Origin of the sequence: Shewanella scandinavica (assembly GCF_031932065.1) — a bacterium.
Lineage (GTDB): Bacteria > Pseudomonadota > Gammaproteobacteria > Enterobacterales > Shewanellaceae > Shewanella > Shewanella baltica.
Window position 1 is genome coordinate 89,472 of sequence record NZ_JAUOES010000013.1, and the last position, 26,605, is coordinate 116,076.

The following is a 26,605-nucleotide window of genomic DNA, read 5'->3' on the forward strand; positions in this document are numbered from 1 at the left end:
ACATCGACTCAGTGGCTTACCCTCCCCCAATGCAGTAAGCCCCATAATACAAATACGCTCGCAGCGATAGGCTGCAACCGTGTGATAAAAATTTGAATTCAAGATATTTTGCAGAAACAGCACTGAAGCCATAAGCACTTAGCTCATGGTTAATGGCTCTCATCACGCTATGCTCGCCCATGGCGCAGGCGACTGCTGAGTAGAGAAGCATCAATCTAACCCGTAGAAGAAAAAATATCTAGTCTTCATGGTGTTAGCTCAATCCCATTCCTGTCTTATACAGCCAATAAAAAAGGCGCCTTAGGCGCCTTTTAGTATCGAACGGTTTAGCTTACCAACCAGTACGAGTACGCAGCGCTTTGCCGATATCAGCTAGCGAGCGGACAGTTGTCACGCCAGCTGCTTCTAATGCAGCAAATTTGTCTTCTGCAGTACCTTTACCGCCAGCGATGATCGCGCCAGCGTGGCCCATACGCTTACCAGCAGGTGCAGTTACACCAGCAATGTAAGACACAACAGGCTTAGTTACGTGTGCTTTGATGTAAGCAGCCGCATCTTCTTCAGCGTTACCACCGATTTCACCGATCATTACAATCGCTTCAGTCTGTGGATCGTTTTGGAACATTTCCAATACGTCGATGAAGTTAGTACCTGGGATTGGGTCACCACCGATACCTACGCAAGTAGATTGGCCGAAACCTTCATCAGTCGTTTGCTTAACCGCTTCATAGGTCAGAGTACCTGAACGTGAAACGATACCCACTTTGCCTTTTAAGTGGATGTGACCTGGCATGATGCCGATCTTACATTCACCTGGGGTGATAACACCTGGGCAGTTAGGGCCAATCATGCGAACGCCAGTTTCTTCAAGCTTCACTTTAACTTGCAGCATGTCCAGTGTAGGAATGCCTTCAGTGATACAAACGATAAGCTCGATGCCACCGTCGATAGCTTCAAGGATGGCGTCTTTACAAAATGGTGCCGGTACATAGATCACAGTTGCCGTTGCGCCAGTTGCAGCAACAGCGTCTTTTACCGTGTTAAACACTGGCAGACCTAAGTGAGTTTGGCCACCTTTACCAGGAGACACACCACCCACCATTTGCGTACCGTAATCGATAGCTTGTTGTGAGTGGAATGTACCTTGACCGCCAGTGAAACCTTGGCAAATTACCTTGGTATCTTTATTGATTAAGACAGACATTATTTGCCCTCCGCAGCTTTAACTACTTGCTCAGCCGCGTCAGTCAGACTGGTAGCTGCAATGATATCAAGACCTGATTTAGCTAATACTTCACGGCCAAGTTCAGCGTTAGTACCTTCTAAACGAACCACAACAGGTACTTTAACGCCCACTTCTTTAACAGCGCCGATAATACCTTCTGCGATCATGTCACAACGTACGATACCGCCGAAAATGTTAACCAGAACCGCTTTCACATTGCTGTCAGACAGAATGATTTTAAACGCTTCTGCTACACGTTCTTTAGTCGCGCCGCCGCCTACGTCTAGGAAGTTCGCTGGCTTGCCACCGTGCAAGTTAACGATATCCATAGTACCCATAGCCAGACCAGCACCGTTCACCATACAGCCAACGTTACCGTCTAATGCTACGTAGTTCAGTTCGAACTTAGCCGCGTGAGCTTCACGCGCGTCATCCTGTGATGGATCGTGCATGCCTTTGATTTTTGGTTGACGGAACAGTGCGTTACCGTCGATACCGATTTTACCATCTAGGCAGTGTAGGTTGCCTTCAGTGGTAATAACCAGTGGGTTGATTTCTAATAGTGCGAAATCATGATCAACGAACATAGTCGCCAGACCCATAAAAATCTTAGTGAACTGCTTCATTTGCGTTGGGTTTAAACCTAACTTGAAGCCAAGATCGCGAGCTTGATAACCTTGTGGGCCAGTCAAAGGATCGATGATTGCAGTGTGGATGAGTTCTGGCGTTTCTTCTGCCACTTTCTCAATTTCAACACCACCTTCAGTCGACGCCATGAACACAACGCGACGAGTCGCGCGGTCAACAACGGCACCAAGGTACAGTTCGTTAGCGATGTCGGTACAGCTTTCTACTAAAATTTTAGCAACTGGCTGACCTTTCTCATCAGTTTGATAAGTCACCAGATTTTTGCCTAACCAGTGTTCGGCAAAGGCTCTGATTTCTTCTTTATCGCCAGTGACTTTAACGCCACCCGCTTTACCGCGGCCGCCTGCGTGCACTTGACACTTAACAACCCATAAATTTCCGCCAATATGGCCTGCCGCTTCTACAGCTTCTTGGGCTGTATCACATGCAAAACCTTCTGACACTGGTAAACCATATTCGGCAAATAAGGATTTTGCCTGATACTCATGCAAATTCATGATGATCTATCCGTATACTTCTAATCAAATCCAACTGGCCCGTTTGGGCCAGTCACGAGGGTATGTCTGGCTATTTCTTTAAGCGCAATCTCTTATCGAGTTGTGTTACAGATCAAGCAGCAGACGAGTTGGGTCTTCTAGGAAGTCTTTAATCGCAACCAAGAAACCAACAGACTCACGGCCATCAACAATACGATGGTCATATGAGAGTGCTAGGTACATCATGGGCAGGATTTCAACCTGACCATTGACTGCCATTGGGCGATCTTTAATGGCATGCATGCCTAAAATCGCACTTTGTGGCAGGTTAAGGATCGGTGTAGACATCAGTGAACCGAAAACACCACCGTTAGTCACAGTGAAGTTACCGCCAGTCATGTCAGCCACAGTCAGCTTACCGTCACGGCCTTTAAGGGCTAAGTCACGAACTGCTTTTTCGATTTCAGCTAAGTTCATGGTATCTGTGTCACGTAACACTGGTGTTACCAGACCACGTGGTGTTGATACTGCGATGCTGATGTCGAAGTAGTTGTGATAAACGATATCATCGCCATCAATAGACGCGTTGACTTCTGGGAAACGTTTCAGTGCTTCAGTCACAGCTTTGATGTAGAAAGACATAAAGCCTAAACGGATACCGTGGCGCTTTTCAAAGATATCTTGGTATTGCTTACGGATATCCATGATGGGCTTCATGTTCACTTCGTTAAATGTCGTGAGCATAGCGGTAGAGTTTTTCGCTTCTAACAAGCGGTTAGCGATTGTCTTACGCAGACGTGTCATTGGCACGCGCTTCTCGCTACGGCCAGCCGCTAACGGAGCCACAGCAGGTGCTGCTGGCGCCGCTGCTTTAGGGGCAGACTTAACAAAAGCTTCAACGTCTTCTTTCGTAATACGACCACCCACACCCGTGCCTTTTACTTTGCTAGCATCAACATTGTGCTCGGCCAGTAAACGGCGTACTGATGGGCTTAACGCATCGTTAGATTCGTCACTTGTCGCAGCTGCTGGCGTTGCCGCTTCTGCTTCAGCTTTAGTCACTTCTTGGCCAGACACTGCACCAGCGATGAACTTAGCGATCACTTGTTCACCTAGAACAGTGGCGCCTTCTTCAAACAAAAACTCGCCAATGTGGCCATCTTCTGGCGCAACCACTTCAAGAACCACTTTATCGGTTTCAATATCAACCAGGTTTTGATCACGAGAAACTTGCTCGCCCACTTTCACATGCCAAGTGGCAATCGTGGCATCGGCAACAGATTCTGGTAGTACAGGTACCTTGATTTCGATACTCATGAAAAACTATCCTTTTATAAAATGTCTATTACTACAGTGTGATTGTAAGTTTCAGGGCACTGTTCACTAAAGATTCTTGCTGATGTGTATGCAACTCAGGGTAACCACATGCTGGCGCAGCTGACGCTTCACGGCCGGCATAAGTTAACTGTGCACCTGCAGGAATCGCGGCCCAGAAATGGTGTTGACTCGAGTACCAAGCACCTTGGTTCTGTGGCTCTTCCTGACACCAAACAAAATCTTTAACATGTTGGTAATCAGCCAAAGCAACGATCATTTCATCATGTGGGAACGGATATAACTGTTCAACACGAATTAACGCTACGTTAGTGATGTTTTCTTTACGACGTTTTTCCAGTAGTTCGAAGTAAACTTTACCACTACAGAAAACAACGCGATCCACTTTGCTTGCTTCCAAGGTATCGATTTCACCGATCACATTTTGGAAACTACCATTGGCCAATTCTTCCAAACTCGACACGGCTAATGGATGACGCAGCAATGATTTAGGCGACATCACGATAAGTGGTCGACGCATTGGGCGCACCACTTGACGGCGCAACATATGGTAAACCTGTGCAGGTGTTGAAGGCACACACACTTGCATGTTGTGGTTAGCACACATTTGCAAGAAACGCTCTAAACGGGCGCTTGAGTGCTCTGGGCCTTGACCTTCATAACCATGGGGCAACAACATAGTCAGACCACATAAACGGCCCCACTTTTGTTCACCCGATGACAAGAACTGATCAATAACCACTTGCGCACAGTTGGCAAAGTCACCAAACTGGGCTTCCCAAATGGTCAGGCCGCCAGGTTCTGCCGTCGCATAGCCGTATTCAAATGCCAATACTGAGGCTTCAGATAACACTGAGTCAGTAATATCAATCGGACCTTGCTCATCGGCAATGTTGCGTAGTGGCATGTAAGTCGTGCCATCGTTTTGATTGTGCAACACAGCATGACGATGGAAGAAAGTGCCACGGCCAGAATCTTGACCTGTGATACGAACGCGCTTGTTGTCTTCCAGAATCGAGGCATAAGCCAAAGTTTCTGCAAAGCCCCAATCGAGTGGTTTCTCACCTTTTGCCATAGCAACACGGTCGCCATAGATCTTAGCAACACGGGATTGTAATGGATGGCTTTCAGGAACGTAGCTCAATTTGTCCGCAAGGTTTTGTAAACGTTCTGCCGACATCGCAGATTCGAACGCTTCGTCCCACTCACGACCAATATAAGGTGTCCAGTCAACAGAATGCAGCGTCATTGGACGCCATTCTTTCACCACACAATCACCCTGATCTAATGCGTCACGGTAATTATTGATAAGACCAGTCACCTCATCGGCAGCAATCACGTTTTCAGCGATTAACTTGTCTGCATAAATCTTACGTGGCGTTGGGTGTTTCTTGATCTTGGCATACATCAGCGGTTGAGTTGCACTTGGCTCATCGGCTTCGTTATGGCCATGACGGCGATAACAGACTAATTCAACCACTACATCACGTTTGAACTCGTTACGATAGTCAACGGCTAACTGCGATACAAATGCAACCGCTTCTGGATCGTCAGAGTTAACGTGGAAAATCGGCGCCTGAACCATCTTAGCGATGTCAGTACAATATTCAGTTGAACGCACGTCCGCATGGTTAGACGTAGTGAAACCCACTTGGTTGTTCACTACGATGCGAATACTGCCGCCCACTTTAAAACCGCGGGTTTGAGACATGTTGAATGTCTCTTGTACTATCCCTTGACCCGCAATGGCTGAGTCACCGTGAATAGTAATAGGCATGACTTGTAAGCCATCCTTACAACCGCGACGGTCTTGGCGGGCACGTACCGAACCAATGACCACAGGGTTAACGATTTCAAGGTGCGATGGGTTAAAGGCTAGTGCTAAATGCACATTGCCGCCCGGCGTTTCGAAATCAGAGGAGAAACCTTGGTGGTACTTAACGTCACCCGAACCGTGGGTATCAGCATGCTTACCCGCGAACTCATCAAACAGTTCAGCAGGACGCTTACCTAATACGTTAACCAGTACGTTTAGACGACCACGGTGAGCCATACCAACGACGATTTCTTTAGTACCCGCTTCACCTGCACGATAAATAATTTCGCGCATCATAGGCACTAACGCATCGCCGCCTTCTAACGAGAAACGTTTCGCACCAGGGAATTTAGCACCTAAGTATTTTTCAATGCCTTCTGCGGCGTTTAAGCCTTCAAGAATGCGTGTCTTAACACTTTTATCGTAGTTAGCTTTACCTAAGGAAGGTTCGAGACGTTGTTGGATCCAGCGTTTCTCATCGGTATCGGTAATGTGCATATATTCAGCACCGATAGAACCACAATAAGTGGCTTTCAGTGCTTTTACCAAATCCGCAAGCTTCATGGTTTCGCCACCATGAGCAAAAGAACCAGTATTAAACTCACGATCCATGTCTTCTTTAGTCAGGCCGTGGAAGGCAGGATCTAAATCGGCCACAGGTTCGCGTTTCCACAGTTCTAGGGGGTCAAGGTTAGCACCTTGATGACCACGGAAACGATGGGCGTTAATTAACTGCAGGACTTTAACTTGCTTAGCATCCAGTTCAGGATCCGTCACACGAGCAGAGCTCTTATGGCGTCCTTCTAACGCTAAACTGCGAAAATAATCACGTACTTTTGAGTGAGCAGCTTCAGGCGCATCAACAGAGGCACCGTTCACAGGAGGGAGATTATCAAATACCGCACGCCAATCATCAGCGACTGACTGTGGGTTTTCTTGATAGGCTTCATACATCTCTTCTACGTAGGTCGAATTTGCACCACTTAAGTGAGATGATTCGAGCCAGGCTTTCATGATGCCTTGGTGCATTTCTATTCCTTTCAAACTTTATACACGTGCTTAGCCATAGTATTAAATATGCAGTCTGTAGAGATTACCTTCGACGCATAATTTCTGCCGCCCCTAGATGTCCAGATATACGGCGCGTTGTCTTCCATTACATACGCAAAAGAGTCACCTTCTGCTACCAGAAAGTGACTCTTCAAGAGCTATATTATTATTGGTTTCAGCTCGGGTTCTCGCATTACACTGCTCGCTTCAACAGCATGGACTTAATATGACCAATTGCTTTAGTCGGATTAAGACCTTTTGGACACACGTCAACGCAGTTCATGATGCCGTGGCAACGGAACACGCTATAGGCGTCGTCCAGCTCAGAAAGACGTTCTTCTGTTGCTGTATCGCGACTGTCGATCAAGAAACGATATGCGTGAAGCAGACCGCTTGGACCGATAAACTTATCAGGATTCCACCAGAATGATGGGCAAGCCGTAGAACAACAGGCACACATGATACATTCGTACAGACCATCTAAATGAGCACGCTCTTCAGGTGATTGTAAGTGTTCACGGGCTGGTGCTTTCTCATCATTGATGAGGTAAGGCTTGATCTTCTCATACTGCTTATAGAACTGAGTTAAATCAACAACTAAGTCACGAACAACTGGCATACCTGGTAATGGGCGTATTTCTAATTTCTTGCCTTTGAAGGTTGAAATTGGGGTAATACACGCCAGACCATTTTTACCATTCATGTTCACACCGTCAGAACCACACACACCTTCACGGCATGAGCGACGGAATGACAGAGTCGGATCTTGCTCTTTCAACTTAATCAGTGCATCGAGCACCATCATGTCAGAGCCGTCAGCTACTTCTAAGCTGTAATCCTGCATATACGGTTTAGTATCTACGTCAGGATTGTAGCGATAAACTGCAAATGTCAATTTCATCTTTGCAACTCCTAGTAGGTACGTTTCTTCGGTGGGAATGCTTCACGTAACTTAGGTGCCATGTTCACTGCACGACGATCCATCGTTTCAGTCACAGGGTCAAATAAGCTGTGGCATAACCAGTTCTCATCATCACGCTCTAAATAATCTTCACGTGAGTGAGCACCGCGACTTTCAGTACGGAAGTTAGCAGCATAGGCCGTAGCGATTGCTGTTGCCATTAGGTTATCTAACTCTAAACATTCAATACGTTGAGTGTTGAATTCACGAGAGTTATCAGACAACTTCGCCTTTGCAAGACGTTCGCGGATGACTTTCAACTGCTCTAAACCTTCAGCCATAGCATCGCCACGACGGAATACAGAGAAGTTTAATTGCATACACAGTTGCAGATCCTTACGGATTTGCGCTGGATCTTCGCCATCTTTGTTGCTTTCCCAACGATTCAGACGCGCCAGAGATGCTTGAATATCCGCATCGCTTGCGTCTTTTGGATCGTCAGTCTCATCCAAAGCTTTACCTAAATGCTGACCCGCTGCGCGGCCAAAGACCACTAAGTCGAGCAATGAGTTACCACCTAAGCGGTTTGCACCGTGAACAGATACACAGGCAATCTCACCCACAGCGAACAGACCGATCACATCTTGTTCAGTGCCGTCTTCATTCTTACGAATAACTTGACCACTGACCTTAGTTGGCAGACCGCCCATCATGTAGTGACAGGTTGGTAATACTGGGATTGGACCATCGGCCGGATCGATATGGGCAAAGGTACGAGACAATTCACACACGCCTGGTAAACGTGCTTCTAATGTTTCTTTACCTAAGTGATCAAGCTTGAGTAAACAGTGTGGACCTAGTGGACCGTCTAAACCACGACCTTCGCGGATTTCAGTCATCATTGAACGTGCTACCACGTCGCGTGATGCCAAATCTTTCGCGTTAGGGGCATAACGCTCCATGAAGCGCTCGCCGTCTTTGTTCAGCAGATAACCGCCTTCACCACGACAACCTTCAGTCACAAGTACACCCGCGCCGGCGATGCCAGTTGGGTGGAATTGCCACATTTCCATGTCTTGCATTTGCACGCCAGCACGCATTGCCATACCGACGCCGTCACCGGTGTTGATATGTGCGTTAGTGGTCGAAGCGTAAATACGCCCTGCTCCACCTGTCGCTAAAATCGTTGCTTTGGCTTTGAAATAAACGATATCGCCTGTTTCAATTTCAATCGCAGTACAACCCACAACGGCGCCATCATCGTTTTTAACGAGATCTAATGCATACCATTCTGAGAATACTTGCGTCTTATGCTTAACGTTTTGTTGGTATAAACAGTGCAGCAAAGCATGACCAGTACGGTCGGCAGCTGCCGCAGTACGTGCAGCCTGCTCGCCACCAAAGTTCTTAGATTGACCACCAAACGGACGTTGGTAAATCGTGCCATTTTCGAAACGAGAGAAAGGCAAACCCATTTGCTCAAGTTCAATAACGGCTTCAGGACCGGTTTTACACATGAATTCAATCGCTTCTTGGTCACCGATAAAATCGGAACCCTTCACAGTATCGTACATATGCTGTTCCCAATGATCTTCATGGGCGTTACCTAACGCAACGGTGATACCACCCTGCGCAGATACGGTATGAGAACGAGTTGGGAATACTTTTGATAAAAGCGCACAGCTTTTACCTTCTTTGGAAATCTGCAGCGCTGCACGCATACCAGCGCCACCGGCACCGATCACTACAGCATCAAATTCGCGTACTGGAATACTCACTTAGACACCCCACACAATAACAATGCCGGCCGCTAAATAACAAAATACGGTAACGACAAAGGTGAACTGTAAAACACCACGTAACGACGTGCACTTGACGTAATCTGTCAGCACTTGCCATACACCAATCCAAGCGTGTACTAATAATGCTACCAGCGCCAGAAGTGTAAACACTTTCATCGGCAGAGCGCTAAAAAGGCTATGCCAGACGTCGTAGGTGAGAGGGGAACTACATGCAATAAAGCCAACCAAGAAAATGGTGTAACAGGCGAGGATCACTGCACTAGCGCGTAGTAGAATATAGTCATGAACACCACTGCGTCCAAAACTTGCTGCATTGGTTACCATACCCAAATCCCCGCTATGATTGAAAAGGCTACCGTTAAGGCAAATACAGCTTTCGCTGATGCGGCACCCGATGACAATTCTTCCCAACGACCGGTATCCATTACTAAGTGGCGCAGGCCACCAAACAAGTGATACGCCAGTGCAGTCATAATGCCCCACATGATGAACTTCATAACGAAGTTATCGAATAGAGATTGTACGCCAGCGAAACTTTCAGCTGATGCTAAAGATGAATTTAGCAACCAAATGAGAATGCCAACTGCGAACAGCATGATGACACCGGAAACACGGTGAAGAATTGACACAATCGCTGTTGCAGGAAAGCGAATGGTCTGCAGATCTAAATGGACAGGTCTTTGCTTTTTCACGTTCTGCTCACTCAGCTCCATTGAGCATTTTTTTTGTTATGTGAACCGCTTTTGTACAAACTTTAAACTGGGATGTGAATCACGGCAAAAGTAAACACAAAAGCAAAGTTTAAACAAACAGTTAACTATCTGAGCACGCACTCATTTAACATGTAAACAAAGGGTGCTTTATAATCGTTGTTTGCGGCCCTTATTGGGCGAGGCAAGTATACTCGCGGCAAATGTCAAATACAAACATCACAGAATGCAAATTATGTTTTTTTGACGAATTTTTACTGTAAGTGCCAGTTCCGCATGGGAAAGTAAAGGCATTTATACCATGGTCTAACAAATTTAAACGCTTATTTAAATTGAAATGTGATCTAGAATGGCTGTAAAGTAATGGCGGTTTGACATGCCGCACTCACAGATAAGAACTAAGTAAGGAGAACGGGGTATGGCTGATTTAAAAGCCAAATTAGAATTACCAGGGAACGACTCGATAGAATTGCCAGTAAAGCAGGGAACCGCTGGTTTTGACGTAATCGACATCAGTAAACTTGGCAGCAAAGGTTACTTCACTTTTGATCCAGGTTTTCTTGCGACTGCCTCCTGTGAATCTGCAATTACCTATATTGATGGTGATCTGGGTATATTGTTACACCGTGGCTATCCAATCGATCAACTCGCCGTTGACTCCGATTACCTAGACCTGTGTTATCTGCTGCTTTACGGTGAACTGCCGACAAAAGCGCAATATACTGAGTTTGTACATACAGTTAAAACCCACACTATGGTTCACGAGCAGCTAGCCTTCTTCTTTAGAGGTTTCCGTCGTGATGCTCATCCTATGGCCATGTTATGTGGTGTGACGGGTGCATTATCTGCATTTTACCAAGACTCTCTGGATGTTAACGATCCACGTCACCGCGAAATCGCCGCTTATCGCTTAGTCTCAAAAATGCCTACGATAGCAGCCATGTGCTACAAGTATTCTTCAGGCCAGCCATTCGTGTACCCACGTAATGACTTAAGCTATGCGGGCAACTTCTTAAGCATGATGTTTGCTGTGCCATGTGAAGAATACATAGTTAACCCTATCGTTGAACGTGCAATGGACAGGATCTTCATTTTACATGCGGATCATGAACAAAACGCATCGACTTCAACCGTACGTTTAGCCGGTTCTTCAGGTGCTAACCCATTTGCGTGTATCGCAGCGGGTATCGCGTCTCTTTGGGGCCCTGCACACGGCGGCGCTAACGAAGCCTGTTTGCAAATGTTAGAAGAAATCGGTTCAGTTGACCGCATTCCTGAATTCATTGAACGTGCTAAAGACAAGAACGACCCATTCCGTCTGATGGGCTTTGGACACCGTGTTTACAAAAACTTTGACCCACGTGCCAAAGTTATGCGTGAAACCTGTCACGAAGTGCTGAAAGAACTGAAAGTTAAGGATCCACTATTGGATGTGGCAATGGAGCTTGAGCGCATTGCGCTTGAGGACGAATACTTCATTTCTAAGAAGCTGTATCCAAACGTCGACTTCTACTCTGGCATCATCATGAAAGCCATTGGTATTCCAACCAGTATGTTCACTGTGCTGTTCGCACTGGCACGTACTGTAGGCTGGATTGCACACTGGAAAGAAATGTTAGATCAACCAGGCCACAAAATCAGCCGTCCACGTCAGTTATACACTGGCGAAACTGCGCGTGATTTCGTCGCACAAGACAAACGCTAAGTCCCACGACTTACGCATTAAAAAGCGCCTGAGGGCGCTTTTTTCATATCAAACAATCCCCTTTGACACTCCCCTTATTAGACAAAATACATTGTTGCAATTGCCTACTTGCGTAACCGCTGTTAACCGCCTTTAGTTATTCTCATCACTTTTTAAACTTTTTAGCTACATTTAGTGAAATTTGCACATTAGCCTTAACTTAAGAATAGCTTAACTATATGAAATTAAGCTATATTTAATGTTGGCACGGTTTCTGCTATCAAATGGCATCACAATAAAGACAACAGGTAACACACTTATGGAAAAGTCAAACATTGCTAAATTCGCCCTACCCCTGCTAATGATTTCAATGCTAGCAGCCTGTGGTAAGGAAGAAGTGGCTAAAAAAGAAGAAAAATATGCAATTCCCGTCGAAACCACCACAGTGATGCAAGGAAACGTTTCATCTTTCTACAGCACAACAGCCACCTTAGAAGCACCTCAAGAAGCCAATGTCGTCAGCCGCATTTCTGGACTCATTGAATCATTGGCCGTTGAAGAAGGTGACCGCGTACAAAAGGGCCAAGTGCTCGCCGTTATCGATGCCAAAAGACAGCAATACGATTTAGACCGCTCAGAAGCCGAAGTTAAAATCATTGAGCAGGAATTGAATCGTCTGAAGAAAATGGGCAACAAAGAATTTATCAGCGCAGATTCGATGGCCAAACTTGAATATAACTTGCAAGCCGCCATCGCTAAGAAAGATCTTGCCGAGCTACAAGTTAGAGAAAGCCGCGTACTGTCCCCTATTAGCGGTGTCGTCGCTAAACGTTATGTGAAAGCAGGCAACATGGCGAAGGAATTTGGCGACTTGTTTTATATCGTTAATCAAGATGAACTCCACGGTATAGTCCATCTGCCAGAGCAACAACTTGCCAGCTTAAAACTCGGCCAAGAAGCACAAGTGTTCAGCAATCAACAAAGTAAAATTGCTATCCATGCCAAAGTGCTGCGGATAAGCCCGATTGTTGACCCACAAAGCGGCACGTTTAAAGTGACATTAGCCGTACCGAATCAAGAGGCGCGCCTAAAAGCAGGGATGTTTACCCGTGTTGAGCTTAAGTATGACACCCATGAAAACGTGATTACGGTTCCCTATAGCGCCCTGATTAATCAAGATAACAGGCAAGCTCTGTATGTTATCGATGGCACTAATGCTAATCGCCGTGAAGTCGAAATTGGCTACCGTGAAGGTGACTCTGTAGAAGTGATTGCAGGCATTAACCCAGGTGAACAAGTCGTGACCCGTGGCCAGCAAAACTTGAAAGACCAATCCTTAGTCGAAGTGATCACCCCACTCGATCTTGCTTCCGCTAAGAACTGATAGGAGCCTTTCATGTCAATTATCAGCACTTCCGTTAAACGGCCAGTCACGGTATGGATGTTCATGCTGGCGGTGATTTTATTCGGTATGGTGGGATTTTCCCGCTTAGCGGTGAAGTTACTGCCAGACTTAAGCTATCCCACATTAACCATTCGCACTATGTATGACGGTGCGGCGCCAGTAGAAGTTGAACAGCTCGTCTCTAAACCGATTGAAGAAGCCGTTGGCGTGGTCAAAGGCTTACGTAAAATCAGCTCTATTTCGCGCTCAGGCATGTCAGATGTAGTGCTCGAGTTTGAATGGGGCACCACAATGGACATGGCGAGTTTAGATGTGCGCGAAAAACTCGACACTATCGCCCTGCCTTTGGATGTTAAAAAGCCATTATTACTGCGCTTTAACCCCAACCTTGACCCAATCATGCGTCTCGCGTTGTCTGTGCCCAATGCCTCAGAAGCCGATCTTAAGCAAATGCGCACCTACGCAGAAGAAGAGCTTAAGCGTCGCTTAGAAGCGCTTTCTGGGGTCGCCGCCGTGCGTTTATCCGGTGGTTTAGAGCAAGAAGTACACATTCAGCTCAATCAAGAAAAACTATCGCAACTTAACCTCAATGCCGACGACATTAAACGTCGCATTAATGAGGAAAACATTAACCTCTCTGCCGGTAAAGTGATCCAAGGTGATCGCGAATACTTAGTGCGCACACTTAACCAATTCAATTCATTGGAAGAACTGGGCCAAGTGATCGTCTATCGCGACGAGCAAACCTTAGTGCGTTTGTTCGAGGTCGCTACGATTACGGATGCCTATAAAGAGCGCAGTGATATCACCCGTATCGGTAGCCAAGAATCGATTGAACTGGCGATTTATAAAGAAGGTGATGCTAACACTGTCGCCGTCGCCAAAAAACTGCGCGATGAGCTTGTCAAAATCAATCAAGATCCTAAGCAAAACAAACTCGAAGTGATTTACGATCAATCCGAGTTTATCGAAAGTGCGGTCAGTGAAGTCACCTCTTCGGCGCTTATGGGCAGCTTATTGTCTATGCTAGTGATTTACCTGTTCCTGCGTAACATCATCCCAACGCTGATTATTTCCATCTCGATTCCCTTCTCGGTTATCGCCACCTTTAACATGATGTATTTTGCCGATATCAGCTTAAACATCATGTCATTAGGCGGTATCGCGCTGGCCATTGGTCTATTAGTCGATAACGCCATTGTGGTATTAGAGAACATTGACCGCTGTCGCAGCGAAGGCATGAGTAAGTTAGACGCCGCAGTCACAGGCACAAAAGAAGTAGCTGGCGCGATTTTCGCCTCCACACTGACGACCCTTGCGGTGTTTGTGCCCTTAGTCTTTGTCGATGGGATTGCCGGCGCTCTGTTCTCTGACCAAGCGCTAACAGTCACGTTTGCCCTGTTGGCCTCGCTATTAGTCGCCTTAACCTCTATCCCTATGCTGGCATCGCGCGAAGGCTTTAAAACCTTACCCGCACTGATAAAAACCACGCCCAAAGATAAACCCACCACTAAAATGGGTAAGTTTAAACACTATAGCGCGACTGTGTTCTCCTTCCCTATTCTATTGATTTTTAGTTACTTACCAAGTGCATTGTTGACCTTAGTGCTGATTTTAGGTCGCTTTTTCTCCTGGCTCATCGGTCTTATCATGCGTCCTTTGAGTTCTGGATTTAACTTTGTCTATCACAGTATCGAGAAGGTTTATCACAAGCTGCTGGCCTCGGCGCTGCGTCAACAAATGACCACGCTGCTGCTCACCATTGCGATAACGGGCGCGTGTATTAGCCTGTTACCTCGCCTAGGTATGGAGCTTATTCCACCGATGAATCAGGGCGAATTCTATGTAGAAATCCTACTGCCACCGGGTACTGCAGTGAGCGAAACCGATAAGGTATTGCAACAACTCGCTTTGTCTATCAAGGACAGAGCCGAAGTTAAACATGCCTATAGCCAAGCTGGTAGCGGTGGTTTGATGACCTCGGATACTGCTCGCGGTGGTGAAAACTGGGGCCGCTTACAAGTGGTGCTGACAGATCACAGTGCCTATAACGCGATCACTCAAGTGCTGCGTGATACCGCACGCCGCATTCCTGAACTTGAAGCAAAAATTGAGCAACCTGAGCTATTCAGCTTTAAAACGCCACTGGAGATTGAGCTCACGGGTTACGATTTGAACTTGCTCAAGCGCAGTGCCGATAGTCTAGTCAAAGCATTATCCGCATCAGATCGTTTTGCTGACGTAAATACCAGTCTGCGCGATGGTCAACCTGAGCTGAGTATCCGTTTCGATCATGCTAGGTTAGCAGCGCTCGGAATGGATGCGCCAACAGTTGCGAACCGCATTGCTCAGCGCGTTGGCGGTACTATTGCCAGCCAATACACGGTACGTGATCGTAAGATTGATATTCTGGTGCGCAGTGAACTCGCCGAGCGCGATCAAATCAGCGATATCGATGCCTTAATTATCAACCCGAACAGCAATCAACCTATTGCTTTAAGTGCGGTTGCCGAAGTGTCATTACAATTAGGCCCCTCGGCGATTAACCGTATCAGCCAGCAACGTGTGGCACTGGTGTCGGCTAACCTCGCCTACGGTGACTTAAGCGATGCGGTGGCACAGGCGCAGCAAATACTGTCGCAACAGGTGCTACCGGCATCGGTTCAAGCCCGCTTTGGTGGTCAAAATGAGGAAATGGAGCACTCATTCCAGTCACTCAAAATTGCCCTTATCTTAGCGATTTTCTTAGTGTATTTAGTGATGGCGAGTCAGTTTGAGTCACTGCTACATCCCTTGCTTATCCTCTTTGCCGTACCCATGGCATTGGCGGGTAGCGTGCTGGGCCTGTATATCACCCAAACCCATCTGAGTGTGGTGGTGTTTATCGGCCTTATCATGTTGGCGGGTATAGTGGTGAACAACGCGATTGTGCTTGTGGATCGCATCAACCAACTGCGCAGTGAAGGCGTTGAAAAACTCGATGCTATTCGCGCCGCCGCTAAATCGCGCCTACGCCCGATTATGATGACAACGCTCACCACCACCTTAGGCTTATTGCCGATGGCGCTGGGGTTAGGCGATGGTTCTGAGGTGCGTGCACCTATGGCGATTACGGTGATCTTTGGTCTGAGTTTATCCACTTTACTGACCTTAATTGTGCTACCAGTGCTCTATGCCCTGTTCGACCGTAAAGTGTATGACGTTGCAGCCACAGATATCGCGCATGACGTTGAGGAGGCTCGCCCATGAACCTCACCCGTTTAGCCATTAAGCGTCCCGTGACCACCAGCATGTTCTTCTTTGCTATCTTGCTATTTGGTCTCGCCTCGAGTCGTTTGTTACCGCTGGAAATGTTCCCCGGTATCGATATTCCGCAGATTGTGGTGCAAGTGCCCTACAAGGGCTCAACCCCCGCTGAAGTGGAGCGCGATATCACTAAAGTGCTGGAGGAATCCCTCGCCACTATGGGTGGGATTGATGAGCTCGAATCTGAATCTTCCCAGGAAGGTTCTGAAATCGAAATCAACATGAAGTGGGGTGAAAACGTTGCCACTAAGAGCCTAGAAGCGCGGGAAAAAATCGATGCGGTGCGGCATTTATTGCCCAAGGATGTTGAGCGAGTCTTTATCCGCCAATTCTCCACCGCCGACATGCCTGTGCTCACGATACGTATATCGAGCGACCGCGAGCTGTCTGGCGCATTCGATTTACTCGATAAACAGCTCAAGCGTCCGCTTGAACGTGTTGAAGGTGTCTCTAAGGTCAGCCTGTACGGCGTTGAACAAAAGCAAATTGAAGTGCGCATCAATGCCGACCGTCTTGCCGCCAGTGGATTTTCAGCCACCGACTTGCAAGCCCGCCTCGGCAGAGAAAACTTTGTGATTAGCGCTGGCACGCTCAGGGCCAGTAACATCGTTTACCAAGTGTCGCCTAAGGGCGAGTTTAGAAACCTTGAAGATATCAAAGCACTGGTGCTGATCCCAGGATTGACCTTAGGCGATATTGCAGATGTGCAGTTTGCCTTGCCAGAGCGTATCGAAGGTCGCCATTTAGATCAGCACTATGCTGTCGGTTTAGATGTGTTTAAGGAATCAGGTGCTAACTTAGTCGAAGTGTCTGAACGTGTACTAAAAGTCATCGAACTAGCGAAGCAAGATCAACAGTTCCAAGGTATTCGGCTGTTTATCATGGAAGATCAAGCCTCTGGGGTTAAATCATCCCTGATGGACTTACTGTTTTCGGGTTTAATCGGCGCCCTGCTGTCCTTTGTGGTGCTGTACTTGTTCCTGCGTAATCTGAAAATGACCTTAGTGGTCGTGTCGTCTGTGCCGATTTCCATCGGTATGACGCTCGCCGCCATGTATTTACTCGGTTACAGCTTGAATATCCTGTCTATGATGGGACTCTTGCTCGCCATTGGTATGTTAATTGATAACGCTGTGGTGGTGACCGAGAGCGTGCTGCAGGAGAAACAAGGCAAATCACCCAAGGATAATGAAGAGTCAGTGATGACTGGGGTCGATAAAGTGTCCCTCGCCGTATTGGCGGGCACTATGACCACTGCCATCGTATTTTTACCCAATATTTTTGGCGTGAAAGTGGAGCTGACGATTTTCCTCGAGCATGTTGCCATCGCGATTTGTATCTCGCTTGCGGCATCGCTACTGGTTGCTAAAACCTTGATCCCTTTGATGTTGACTAAGTTCCACTTTGACATCGCGCCCGAGAAGGATGCCGGTAAGTTACAGCGCTTCTACAACAATACGCTTAACTGGGTATTGCTGAGGCCTTGGCGTTCAGGCTTTATTGCGGTGGCCATTCTCGCGTCTACCGCCCTGCCGCTGTCTATGGTCAAACAAGATCAAGAAGACAGCCAGAGCAAGGAACGGATTTACATCAACTATCAAGTGGAAGGTCGGCATAATCTCAATGTCACTGAGGCAATGGTCAATCAAATGGAAGAGTATCTTTATAAAAATAAAGAGGAATTTCATATTGATTCTGTCTACAGCTACTATTCATCCGACGATGGTTCATCGGTGATCTTGCTGAAAAAAGACTTGCCTATGCCACTGGATGAGTTGAAAAAGAAAATCCGCAGCGGCTTCCCTAAGTATTCGATCGCCAAACCGCAATTTGGTTGGGGTAATGACAACTCTGGTGTGCGCGTGACGCTCACAGGTCGCTCAACCTCTGAGCTGATTAACTTAAGCGAACAAGTAATCCCTTTACTGCAAAATATCAAAGGAATGCAAGATGTTCGCTCTGAGCTTAACGGTGCGCAACAGGAAGTGGTTATCCGCATCGATAGGCAAATGGCGGCGCGGTTAGATTTAAAACTCAATGAAATCGCTTCGAGTATCTCTATGGCACTGCGCGGTTCACCGCTGCGATCGTTCCGTCACGATCCTAATGGCGAACTGCGCATCGAAATGGCCTATGAGAAAGAGTGGCAAAAGTCGCTCGAAAAACTCAAGCAGTTACCAATAGTGCGCATCGACCAAAGGGTGTACACCTTGGATAACTTAGCGAAGATTGAAATCCAACCTCGCTTCGATACGATCAAGCACTTTAATCGCCAAACCTCTTTGTCGATTGGCGCTAACTTAGAAAACCTCACCACGGAAGAGGCGCAAACTAAGATCAAGCAAGTGATGGAAAATATCCATTTCCCTAATGGTTACGACTATTCATTACGCGGTGGATTTGAGCGTCAAGATGAAGATCAGAATGTGATGGCAACCAATATGCTATTGGCTGTCGCGATGATTTATATCGTCATGGCGGCGCTGTTTGAATCGCTGTTATTACCGACGGCGATTATCACTTCAATCCTATTTTCGATCACAGGTGTATTCTGGGCGCTGTTTATCACGGGCACGCCTATTTCTGTGATGGCCATGATAGGCATTTTGATTTTAATGGGAATTGTGGTGAATAACGGCATAGTTCTGGTGGATCAAATTAACCAGATGACGCCGGATCTCGACAAATTGTCCGCCACCATTCGAGATGTGTGTATCACGCGTTTGCGCCCAGTATTGATGACAGTGGGCACCACAGTGTTGGGCTTAGTTCCACTGGCGATGGGTGATACCCAAATTGGTGGCGGCGGCCCGCCATATTACCCCATGGCAATCGCCATTATTGGTGGCTTGTCGTTCTCGACATTGACTAGCTTGTACTTAGTGCCTTTGTGCTACCAAGCCTTGTATCGAATGCGCCATCGTGCCGCTATTCGTTTAGGCCAAGCCGACCGCGTAGCTCAAAAAATGCTACCTTGGACAGTGTAGTCAGCCGGCACAACTGAATTTGCTTTTGAAGCAAATGACATTAAAACAATGAACCAAAAGGCTGCAGCGCAGCCTTTTCTATTTATGAATCGAACCAGAATATCTTACAACACTCATTGCTGCGACATACTACGGCGACAAATTACTGCGGCAAAATCCTAAAACGGATCATAAACAATTGCTCAAGACCGGGGTAAATCTCGGCAATCACATCGCGTAACTGTGGCAGAGTCATATTCTCTTGTTTGGCATGCACTTTGGTGAGCTCAGTTAACTTTACTGGCGTGACATCGATAATCTGGATATCACAAAACCAGCGGTCCGTTTCGAAGGTGGACACAGGTAGAATTTGCCCCGCTATCACATGGGACTCGGCTTCATCGCGCAGGGTAATGGTTTTCGAACCACTTAGGATATCGTGTTCAAAACGCTCGAAAAAAGTGATTTTAGTGAGTAACACAGCTTTTCCTCAGATTGTACATAAGCAATAAAAAATGACATTGGCGTCAGTTTATCGAACGAATCATGCGGGGCAATATAATGGCTTTTAACGCCTACTGACAGCATATAGCGGTAAATACTCGGCATCGATTGCACTCATCCCTGTACTGCCCATTGAGTCAAACTCCCGTACAAACGCGCTATTGCCGAATTGACTACCAATTATTAGACGCCCAAAAGTTGCAGTTCTTTTCGACAGCTTTCAGTAAAACATGGTCAGTTCGCTCAGATTGAGTTAGAATCCGCCCTCAATTGAGCCCTTGGCCTCATATTCCTGCGCATAGCGGGTGCGAAACGAAATTAGAGACGTCATGAACAAGAAACAAAAGATCATCAAGAAAATTGCTAAACGCGCTAAGGCCAGACTGAATAAAGTCGACCCAGTGACTATCGGCTCGCCAGCAAAATCAGGTTACATCTCTAAGGCCGAACGCGCAAAAATGGCGGCATTAGAAGCCACGACTGAACAAGTCGAAGGCCAACAAGACGCGCCAATTATTGAAGAATAAGTAGTACTGAAGAATAAGCAGTACCGCAGAATAACGCTTTCTAGCGGCCTATTTTTGCATTGTTAACCCGACTCGATTAACTGCAAACGCCGCTTAAAACAAAAATGCCACAAGCAAACTTGTGGCATTTTGTTTTTCAGTATTCCTAACGGTGCGCGGTGAAGCAGCTGGAGTATTTATGTTTGATTCAATAACGTTATTTGACAGTTTGGAGCGTCACTAAAACAAGTGAACTATTAACTGATAAAGTCAGTTCGGCTTTTTGCCTTCTTCTAAATACGTTATTGGCAATACCGACTCACTCTCTTGCTCCTCGGTTAATTGCGCCATCTGCACGCAAGAAGATGAAAGTGGATTGGTCGCACTCGGCAGGTTCTCCGCCACACAGTTCGCGATTTCTTCTTCCTCAGTCAGCGCAACATTACGGGGAGCGGCATTGATGCCGCCAACATTCGCCATCGCGGACAACTGGGCCTGCGCCGCCACTTTATCCACTAAACGGTAGGCAACCCACACACCTAAAGTACCAAACAAAATAGACCCTAAAACTTGCCCAATCAACACGCCATAAACCCCGCCCCAAAGTGCACCCAAATACACAAAGGGCACTGTGCCTAAGGTGGCTTTACCAACATTAAACAAGGTGGAATATTTAGCCTTACCGAGGTTATTAAAGGACGCATTAGCCACGAATAAAATCCCCGAAAAGATAAAGAAAACCGCAATATAACTACAGAAAAAGTGGATAAGGTCGGCGCTATCGCCCTTCATATCAAACACATTGACCAAATGTGACTTAAGCGCAAACAGCAACAGAGACATTACCAGCACATACACAGCACAAAACTGGATGGCGCGGGTTAAACTCTCGCGCACTCGGTCAAACTGCCCCGCACCAAAGTTTTGCCCAACAATAGGGCCAATCGCGCCCGAGAGCGCAAAGATCATCCCAAAGGTCACAGGGATCAAACGCCCTAATACCGCCCAGCCCGCCACATAAGCGTCACCGAAATCGGCAATGGCTCGGGTCACAAAGGCATTACCGATAGGCGTTGCCACATTAGTTAACATCGCGGGTCCCGCAATGGCAAAGATAGGTTTTAGATCGGCGATAAAGTGCGCCTTATCGAAATGACCTAACAACTTATGCTTAACCACAACGCCGCGGCCAGCAATTAAAAATACCGCCACCCGCGCTAAAACGGATGCCAATGCCGCACCTTCTATCCCCATGGCGAACAAGAAGATAAAAATCGGGTCGAGTACAGCATTAACGCCGCCGCCCGCTAAGGTCGACATCATGGATAACTTAGCATCACCCACGGCGCGCAAAGCCCCGCCGAGCGCCATCGCAAGACAAATAAAGGGCAAGGAAGGCACTAAGATATACAAGTAGCTGGCAGCGAGCTCAGCCGTATGGCCACTTGCGCCCACTAAGGCAACCAACTCAGGGATGAAAGTAGTGACCACGCCGGCCACCAGCACGCTAATCAGCGTTGTCACAACAGCGCTATTGAGCAATAGCCGCTTTGCTAACACCACATCTTTTGCGCCAATCGAGCGAGACACTAAAGCGCCTAAAGCAATTGATAAGCCTATCCCAATGGATGTCGTGAAAAAGGAGATGCTGCCAGCATAACCCACAGCCGCTGCAAGCTCATGCTCCCCCAATAAACTCAGGAAAAAGATATCCAGTAAATCCACCACAAATAAGGCAGAAATCCCCACAGCAGCAGTCGAACTCATCACTAAGATGTGACGTAATATGGGGCCTTCAACAAACTTGGCTTGCGTCATACGTGTGTGTTACCTGCAAAAATAATAAGTGTTTGCTAAAACAATGACTAAGCGTCATTTTCAACGGGGACATCTAAGCTATCTAACTCGCATCCGCAGCGGCTACAGTACATGGCATCAAGATCGTGGCCGGTTTTATGACATTGATTGCACGAGCGTAAATCTCGATGGCGCCCCACTTCTTGGGATATCTCCGCGGTTAAAATCCCCGTAGGGATCGCGATAATCGAGTAACCAATCAACATAGTAAAAGCGGCAATCGCCTGACCTAATCCCGTTTTAGGGGTAATGTCGCCGTAACCGACAGTGGTAATAGTCACAATTGTCCAGTAGACAGATTTAGGAATTGAACTAAATCCATTATCAGGCCCTTCAACCACATACATTACCGCACTGAGCACCATAACGATCAAACTGACCGAGAAGAAAAATATAAAGACCTTACGACTCGACTGCATCATGGCTCTAAGCAACACATTCCCTTCACTCAAATAACGCAGTAATTTGAGTACGCGGAAAATCCTGAATAACCTGAGAATTCGGATGACTAAGGTAAAGTTAGCGCCAGGGATCAGTAACGCCAGATAACTTGGCAATACAGATAACAAATCGACTATGCCATAAAAGCTGCGGGCATATAACACGGGATGAGTCGCACAATACAAACGTAGGCCATATTCAAGGGTGAATATAATCGTAAAGACCCACTCCAAGACGCGAATAATCTGCCCGTATTCACGATGAAACACTTCTACCGTATCGAGAAACACTAGAGCGACACTCAGCACAATGCACACCATTAAGGCGATATCAAAATAGCGGCCAGCGGGAGTATCAGTACCAAAAATAATGGTGCGTAATTGACGTTTCAGTGGGCTTTCGGATTCGATATTTTCAGACATACAAACTTTGACTTCCTTGCAACAAACTGAGTAACTCAGGGATTACATCATAAATATCCCACGAGTCTGCCATGCAATTGCATTCAGCTCAAAATTATCTACTCACAGCAGGATAAAATTGCGGTATGATGCCGAAAAAAGCCAACAACTAGTGTTAATTTTCGAGGAATTCATGCGCGCCACCCTACTTTCCACATTGACCACCCTCACTGTGACTATCGCGGCACTCGTTTCACCCGGATTACATGCCTCAGGCATGGGTAAAGTGGATCTTGTGGTGATCACAAAATCCGAATCCAGTATGGCTTTATTGCGCGATGGCAAAATACTCAAACAATATCGCATTGCTATGGGCGACTTGCCCGCAGGACATAAATTAAAGGAAGGCGATCAACGCACACCACAGGGGCGTTATACCCTAGATTATAAAAAGCCCGACAGTGCCTATTATAAATCGATCCATATTTCCTATCCCAATGAAGAAGATAAACTCAGAGCCAAAGCCTTAGGCATTAGACCCGGAGGCATGATCATGATCCACGGTCAGAACCCTAAGTCGCCGCTGCCGCCAGAACAAGCTCAGCAATACAACTGGACCGACGGTTGTATTGCGATAACCAACGCCGAAATGGATGAAGTGTGGAAAGTGGTCGATGAAGGAACACCAATTGAGATTTGGCCGTAACCTTAGCCTACTTAGCCATGGCAACACGCCGATTAGATAATGTCACAACATCAAACACGCCCAGCTTAATGGGCGTTTTTATTTAGCCATTTACATCATATCGTTAGCTGTATTATCCCCGTGATTGTGTAAGGGATAAAAACTAACGGTAATACACATGCCTTGGAGCCTATATGTCATCATCCAATGAAGCTGCCACGCCGCAGAGCACAAGCATCAGCTATGAGCAATTAACCCAAAGCTGGCCCGCCTTCGAAGCACAAATTTTAGCCTTGCTTGAAACCTTAGACTTAGCGGATAAAGCACTGGTTTGCGATCATGTCGCGCTGCGCGTCAATTCCATCGCCAGTGCCGATGCGCTGCGCTATGCCTTTAGCCGCGTCGGTAAGATCATTTCAGACAATATCATCAATGGTCGTACGATTCTGATTATCGAACTGGATATCCCACTTACGCTGGGTCAATTTAGCATTGCCTGTGTCGAACTTCCCTACCCCAGCGACAAAGTCTATCCGCAGGAAGGCTGGGAACACATTGAGCTAGTTATTGATTCAAAAGCGACAGAGTGCGATACCCTGAGCCGAGACTTGCTCGCCCTGTGTCCCAAACTCAGCGCTTTGCTACCATCAGAACAGGCTGCTGAGCCTGTTCCGTCAAGCTCACTAGGCTTAAGTTCACAAGGCTTAGCATCCCTTGCTGGGATAAAAATTAAGATGAGCTCGCCCAAAGGGGATAAAGAGCGTTTAGCCAATCCGACTATCGCCTTTAAACGCGATGATGTGTGCATTAAAGTGCATCCCCATGGCATAAAGGCAGTGATCGCCAGCGAGCAAACGTAGCGGGAATGTTTTAGGCAGGCTTAAAATCTGAAAGAAGAGAACACTGAGCTTAGATTTCCATTGGCACTTGCCGCACTCGCCTTAGCGAATACCTGAATTAAAAACTTAGTCAAAAACTAAGTTAAAACCGAAGATAATGCCTAAGTGATGACCTGAGCTGATGACTATTTAATCAGACTCAGTGTTCAGACTATTTTTAGGCCCGTTTTTTGGTGGTTTTGTCAAAAATTGCCAAAATTAAATCTCGAAAACAGCATATTTAGCGTAACTTAGGACGTATAACTCGCAGATGCCATCAGGCATACATTATCGAGTCCACTTGATGGATTCGATGTGCAAACAGAGGATCGCCAATGAAGCCACACAAGAACGAAGCGCAAATATTGAAGTTCGCCATGGAAATCGGTATTGGCTATGCCAAAAAACGCGGATATGCGGACTTCGACAAGGGCATCTCGCCCAAAGACAAAGTGGAATGTATTTACCGTTTACTGGTCACCGACAACTTAATCCAGCCACTGGCCAAAGATAAAGAAGATGGGCCAAACATGAAACACAAACTGATTTTGTGGATCACCCGCCAGCTCCCCGCCGATCATCCATTGTTGAAGTAATCTTTTTAAGCTAAGCGGTTGAAACAGATCATCTGCAAGCGGACAGTTGAAACGAGTCTAGAACAATCCAACTCACTGAGTGCTAAGGATAAGAATCATAAAAAATGGCGCATCATAGCGCCATTTAATTGAGCCAGTGCTGGATATCGAACCTAGCCCTTTTTAGCCGCTTTACTGGCTTTCTCATTCGCTAACACTGTTGCCATGGGTGGCACTATGGTTGTGGGATCGAGGCGCATTTGATACCAGTTCACTCGCCAATCTAAATGCGGGCCATTAGCACGGCCTGTCGAACCCACCTCTGCCACGGCTTGACCTTGCTTAACCGCTTCACCCGCGTTGACGTACAGCTTACTCAAGTGCAAAAAGCTTGAGCTCACGCCGTAACCATGATCGATCACCATAGTTCCACCCGAATAAAACATGTCGGGAACAGACAGGCTGATCACACCATCGGCAGGGGCGACCACTACAGTGCCCGTTTTTGCCGCCACATCCACACCAAAGTGCGGATTACCGGGTACGTCATTATAAATACGTTGGCTGCCGTAAACACCGGAAATACGCCCAGTCAGAGGCCAAATAAACTCCTGTAAAAAGGCCGTTTGCTCGCTAAATGTGGCCCGTGCCGCTTTGACCTGCGCCGTGTCTTTCGCCGCTCTTTCCTGCGCGACGGGATCGGGCTTCATAATCTTCGAGCTAATGCCCTTCACACTTTGAATCTTGTACTCACGCTTGGTTAACGTTAAAGGCTTAACCTCAGTCAAACCATCGGGATAAACTAAGGTTAATTGCTGGCTCAGTTCGCCATCGCGATCAAAACCAAAGGCGAAATGACCGTCGGGCGTAACCTTGATGGCTTCACCATTTAAGCTAATCTGAGTGCCCGCTGGCGCTTGACCACGCATTAATGCGCCTTGCTCTAGCTTGCCTTGCAAAGTCACCGCGGCTTGTACCTGAGGCGCCATAAGCACTAAGCCCAAGGTTAACCATGCCGTTAAACGACTACCCAACATCATATTTGTTCTCAAAACGTTTCCCAAACCAATAGTTTCCAAAATCTGAGTTCCTAATATTCTACTCTTGGACATCTTCACAAAAATCCTTCTCGATGGTCAACTCAGGGCAATGCCCACTGAATGCGTTCTGCACGACACTAACGCATCACCAGCACATCACTGACTCATCACCAACTCTGAATCGCTAAACACTGACCGATTAAACACATGCGACACGTTAACCTAACCCGCCACAAAAATCGATCTACAGCGGCGCCAAATCCCTCATGTTTAATAGCTCATGTATTGCAGATACTAACACTCACTATTCTTCTAATACGATGAATACACAAAAAAGCCCCGACAATCTGCCGAGGCTCTTTCAGCAAGTAATTTATATTTACTCGGCTCTATT

Annotated in this window: 20 protein-coding genes; 8 read left to right on the top strand and 12 right to left on the bottom strand. The window is 46.9% G+C overall.

Features of this window, described 5'->3' with window-relative positions:
- Window positions 1–331: 331 nt before the first annotated feature.
- The 8 genes from sucD to sdhC all read right to left on the bottom strand — a co-directional run bounded on the left by sucD (window position 332) and on the right by sdhC (window position 9,966).
- Window positions 332–1,204, bottom strand: coding sequence for a succinate--CoA ligase subunit alpha (gene sucD / locus Q4Q50_RS12975; RefSeq protein ID WP_220590441.1), 873 nt, complete (start codon window positions 1,202–1,204; stop codon window positions 332–334).
- Window positions 1,204–2,370 (bottom strand): ADP-forming succinate--CoA ligase subunit beta, encoded by a 1,167-nt coding sequence (gene sucC, locus Q4Q50_RS12980; RefSeq protein ID WP_107947894.1) that lies wholly within the window; start codon window positions 2,368–2,370, stop codon window positions 1,204–1,206. The genes sucD and sucC overlap by 1 nt, the downstream gene beginning before the upstream one ends.
- A 105-nt stretch (window positions 2,371–2,475) precedes the next feature.
- Entirely contained in the window at window positions 2,476–3,666 is a 1,191-nt protein-coding gene (odhB, locus tag Q4Q50_RS12985) for a 2-oxoglutarate dehydrogenase complex dihydrolipoyllysine-residue succinyltransferase (protein WP_106650757.1), read from the bottom strand.
- Between the two features lie 31 nt (window positions 3,667–3,697).
- Window positions 3,698–6,529, bottom strand: coding sequence for a 2-oxoglutarate dehydrogenase E1 component (locus Q4Q50_RS12990; RefSeq protein ID WP_220590443.1), 2,832 nt, complete (start codon window positions 6,527–6,529; stop codon window positions 3,698–3,700).
- Window positions 6,530–6,743: 214 nt separating this feature from the next.
- Window positions 6,744–7,451 carry a succinate dehydrogenase iron-sulfur subunit gene (locus Q4Q50_RS12995; RefSeq protein WP_106650759.1) on the bottom strand — a complete coding sequence of 236 codons (708 nt, stop codon included), beginning with the start codon at window positions 7,449–7,451 and terminating at the stop codon, window positions 6,744–6,746.
- 11 nt (window positions 7,452–7,462) lie between these two features.
- Window positions 7,463–9,229 (bottom strand): succinate dehydrogenase flavoprotein subunit, encoded by a 1,767-nt coding sequence (sdhA, locus tag Q4Q50_RS13000; protein WP_106650760.1) that lies wholly within the window; start codon window positions 9,227–9,229, stop codon window positions 7,463–7,465.
- A complete protein-coding gene (gene sdhD, locus Q4Q50_RS13005; protein ID WP_006081981.1) occupies window positions 9,230–9,577 on the bottom strand; it encodes a succinate dehydrogenase, hydrophobic membrane anchor protein in 348 nt (115 codons plus the stop codon).
- Window positions 9,571–9,966 (bottom strand): succinate dehydrogenase cytochrome b556 subunit, encoded by a 396-nt coding sequence (sdhC, locus tag Q4Q50_RS13010; RefSeq protein ID WP_006081982.1) that lies wholly within the window; start codon window positions 9,964–9,966, stop codon window positions 9,571–9,573. Before sdhC ends, sdhD begins: the two co-directional genes overlap by 7 nt.
- 415 nt (window positions 9,967–10,381) lie before the next feature.
- On the opposite strand from sdhC, the gene Q4Q50_RS13015 reads away from it, so the two are divergent.
- From Q4Q50_RS13015 to Q4Q50_RS13030, 4 genes are all read left to right on the top strand, one after another.
- Window positions 10,382–11,668 carry a citrate synthase gene (locus Q4Q50_RS13015; protein WP_006081983.1) on the top strand — a complete coding sequence of 429 codons (1,287 nt, stop codon included), beginning with the start codon at window positions 10,382–10,384 and terminating at the stop codon, window positions 11,666–11,668.
- 298 nt (window positions 11,669–11,966) lie between these two features.
- Entirely contained in the window at window positions 11,967–13,031 is a 1,065-nt protein-coding gene (locus tag Q4Q50_RS13020; protein WP_259570304.1) for an efflux RND transporter periplasmic adaptor subunit, read from the top strand.
- Window positions 13,032–13,043: 12 nt separating this feature from the next.
- Window positions 13,044–16,301, top strand: a complete 3,258-nt coding sequence (locus tag Q4Q50_RS13025) for an efflux RND transporter permease subunit (RefSeq protein ID WP_311899645.1) — start codon at window positions 13,044–13,046, stop codon at window positions 16,299–16,301.
- Window positions 16,298–19,345, top strand: coding sequence for an efflux RND transporter permease subunit (locus tag Q4Q50_RS13030; protein ID WP_311899646.1), 3,048 nt, complete (start codon window positions 16,298–16,300; stop codon window positions 19,343–19,345). Before Q4Q50_RS13025 ends, Q4Q50_RS13030 begins: the two co-directional genes overlap by 4 nt.
- 142 nt (window positions 19,346–19,487) lie before the next feature.
- Here Q4Q50_RS13030 and yqfB read toward each other — a convergent pair whose 3' ends face one another.
- The gene (gene yqfB / locus Q4Q50_RS13035; RefSeq protein WP_311899647.1) at window positions 19,488–19,805 is read right to left on the bottom strand and encodes a N(4)-acetylcytidine aminohydrolase; all 318 of its coding nucleotides are present in this window, start codon (window positions 19,803–19,805) and stop codon (window positions 19,488–19,490) included.
- A 352-nt stretch (window positions 19,806–20,157) separates the two neighbouring features.
- Here yqfB and Q4Q50_RS13040 point away from each other — a divergent pair, with 352 nt between their 5' ends.
- Complete coding sequence (locus Q4Q50_RS13040; protein ID WP_311890368.1) at window positions 20,158–20,355, top strand: DUF2986 domain-containing protein; 198 nt, start codon at window positions 20,158–20,160, stop codon at window positions 20,353–20,355.
- A 249-nt stretch (window positions 20,356–20,604) separates the two neighbouring features.
- On the opposite strand, the gene Q4Q50_RS13045 is transcribed toward Q4Q50_RS13040, so the two are convergent.
- Complete coding sequence (locus Q4Q50_RS13045) at window positions 20,605–22,152, bottom strand: MATE family efflux transporter (RefSeq protein WP_311899648.1); 1,548 nt, start codon at window positions 22,150–22,152, stop codon at window positions 20,605–20,607.
- A gap of 47 nt (window positions 22,153–22,199) precedes the next feature.
- Window positions 22,200–23,054 (bottom strand): ion transporter, encoded by an 855-nt coding sequence (locus tag Q4Q50_RS13050; protein ID WP_311899649.1) that lies wholly within the window; start codon window positions 23,052–23,054, stop codon window positions 22,200–22,202.
- Window positions 23,055–23,226: 172 nt separating this feature from the next.
- On the opposite strand from Q4Q50_RS13050, the gene Q4Q50_RS13055 reads away from it, so the two are divergent.
- The 3 genes from Q4Q50_RS13055 to Q4Q50_RS13065 all read left to right on the top strand — a co-directional run bounded on the left by Q4Q50_RS13055 (window position 23,227) and on the right by Q4Q50_RS13065 (window position 25,192).
- Entirely contained in the window at window positions 23,227–23,739 is a 513-nt protein-coding gene (locus Q4Q50_RS13055) for a L,D-transpeptidase family protein (protein WP_106651838.1), read from the top strand.
- Window positions 23,740–23,912: 173 nt separating this feature from the next.
- Window positions 23,913–24,578, top strand: coding sequence for a VOC family protein (locus Q4Q50_RS13060; protein ID WP_311899650.1), 666 nt, complete (start codon window positions 23,913–23,915; stop codon window positions 24,576–24,578).
- A gap of 353 nt (window positions 24,579–24,931) precedes the next feature.
- Window positions 24,932–25,192: a DUF5062 family protein gene (locus Q4Q50_RS13065; RefSeq protein WP_106650770.1), complete on the top strand. Its 261-nt coding sequence runs from the start codon at window positions 24,932–24,934 to the stop codon at window positions 25,190–25,192.
- Between the two features lie 152 nt (window positions 25,193–25,344).
- Here the strand turns inward: Q4Q50_RS13065 and Q4Q50_RS13070 are convergent, their stop codons facing one another.
- Window positions 25,345–26,208: a M23 family metallopeptidase gene (locus Q4Q50_RS13070; protein WP_311899664.1), complete on the bottom strand. Its 864-nt coding sequence runs from the start codon at window positions 26,206–26,208 to the stop codon at window positions 25,345–25,347.
- Window positions 26,209–26,605: the final 397 nt, after the last annotated feature.

Bases quoted from the DNA above. Each gene is read 5' to 3' on its own strand.
- sucD (WP_220590441.1), bottom strand. From the start codon at position 1,204: ATGTCTGTCTTAATCAATAAAGATACCAAGGTAATTTGCCAAGGTTTC.
- sucC (WP_107947894.1), bottom strand. From the start codon at position 2,370: ATGAATTTGCATGAGTATCAGGCAAAATCCTTATTTGCCGAATATGGT.
- odhB (WP_106650757.1), bottom strand. From the start codon at position 3,666: ATGAGTATCGAAATCAAGGTACCTGTACTACCAGAATCTGTTGCCGAT.
- Q4Q50_RS12990 (WP_220590443.1), bottom strand. From the start codon at position 6,529: ATGCACCAAGGCATCATGAAAGCCTGGCTCGAATCATCTCACTTAAGT.
- Q4Q50_RS12995 (WP_106650759.1), bottom strand. From the start codon at position 7,451: ATGAAATTGACATTTGCAGTTTATCGCTACAATCCTGACGTAGATACT.
- sdhD (WP_006081981.1), bottom strand. From the start codon at position 9,577: ATGGTAACCAATGCAGCAAGTTTTGGACGCAGTGGTGTTCATGACTAT.
- sdhC (WP_006081982.1), bottom strand. From the start codon at position 9,966: ATGGAGCTGAGTGAGCAGAACGTGAAAAAGCAAAGACCTGTCCATTTA.
- Q4Q50_RS13015 (WP_006081983.1), top strand. From the start codon at position 10,382: ATGGCTGATTTAAAAGCCAAATTAGAATTACCAGGGAACGACTCGATA.
- Q4Q50_RS13020 (WP_259570304.1), top strand. From the start codon at position 11,967: ATGGAAAAGTCAAACATTGCTAAATTCGCCCTACCCCTGCTAATGATT.
- Q4Q50_RS13025 (WP_311899645.1), top strand. From the start codon at position 13,044: ATGTCAATTATCAGCACTTCCGTTAAACGGCCAGTCACGGTATGGATG.
- Q4Q50_RS13030 (WP_311899646.1), top strand. From the start codon at position 16,298: ATGAACCTCACCCGTTTAGCCATTAAGCGTCCCGTGACCACCAGCATG.
- Q4Q50_RS13040 (WP_311890368.1), top strand. From the start codon at position 20,158: ATGAACAAGAAACAAAAGATCATCAAGAAAATTGCTAAACGCGCTAAG.
- Q4Q50_RS13045 (WP_311899648.1), bottom strand. From the start codon at position 22,152: ATGACGCAAGCCAAGTTTGTTGAAGGCCCCATATTACGTCACATCTTA.
- Q4Q50_RS13050 (WP_311899649.1), bottom strand. From the start codon at position 23,054: ATGTCTGAAAATATCGAATCCGAAAGCCCACTGAAACGTCAATTACGC.
- Q4Q50_RS13055 (WP_106651838.1), top strand. From the start codon at position 23,227: ATGCGCGCCACCCTACTTTCCACATTGACCACCCTCACTGTGACTATC.
- Q4Q50_RS13060 (WP_311899650.1), top strand. From the start codon at position 23,913: ATGTCATCATCCAATGAAGCTGCCACGCCGCAGAGCACAAGCATCAGC.
- Q4Q50_RS13065 (WP_106650770.1), top strand. From the start codon at position 24,932: ATGAAGCCACACAAGAACGAAGCGCAAATATTGAAGTTCGCCATGGAA.
- Q4Q50_RS13070 (WP_311899664.1), bottom strand. From the start codon at position 26,208: ATGTTGGGTAGTCGTTTAACGGCATGGTTAACCTTGGGCTTAGTGCTT.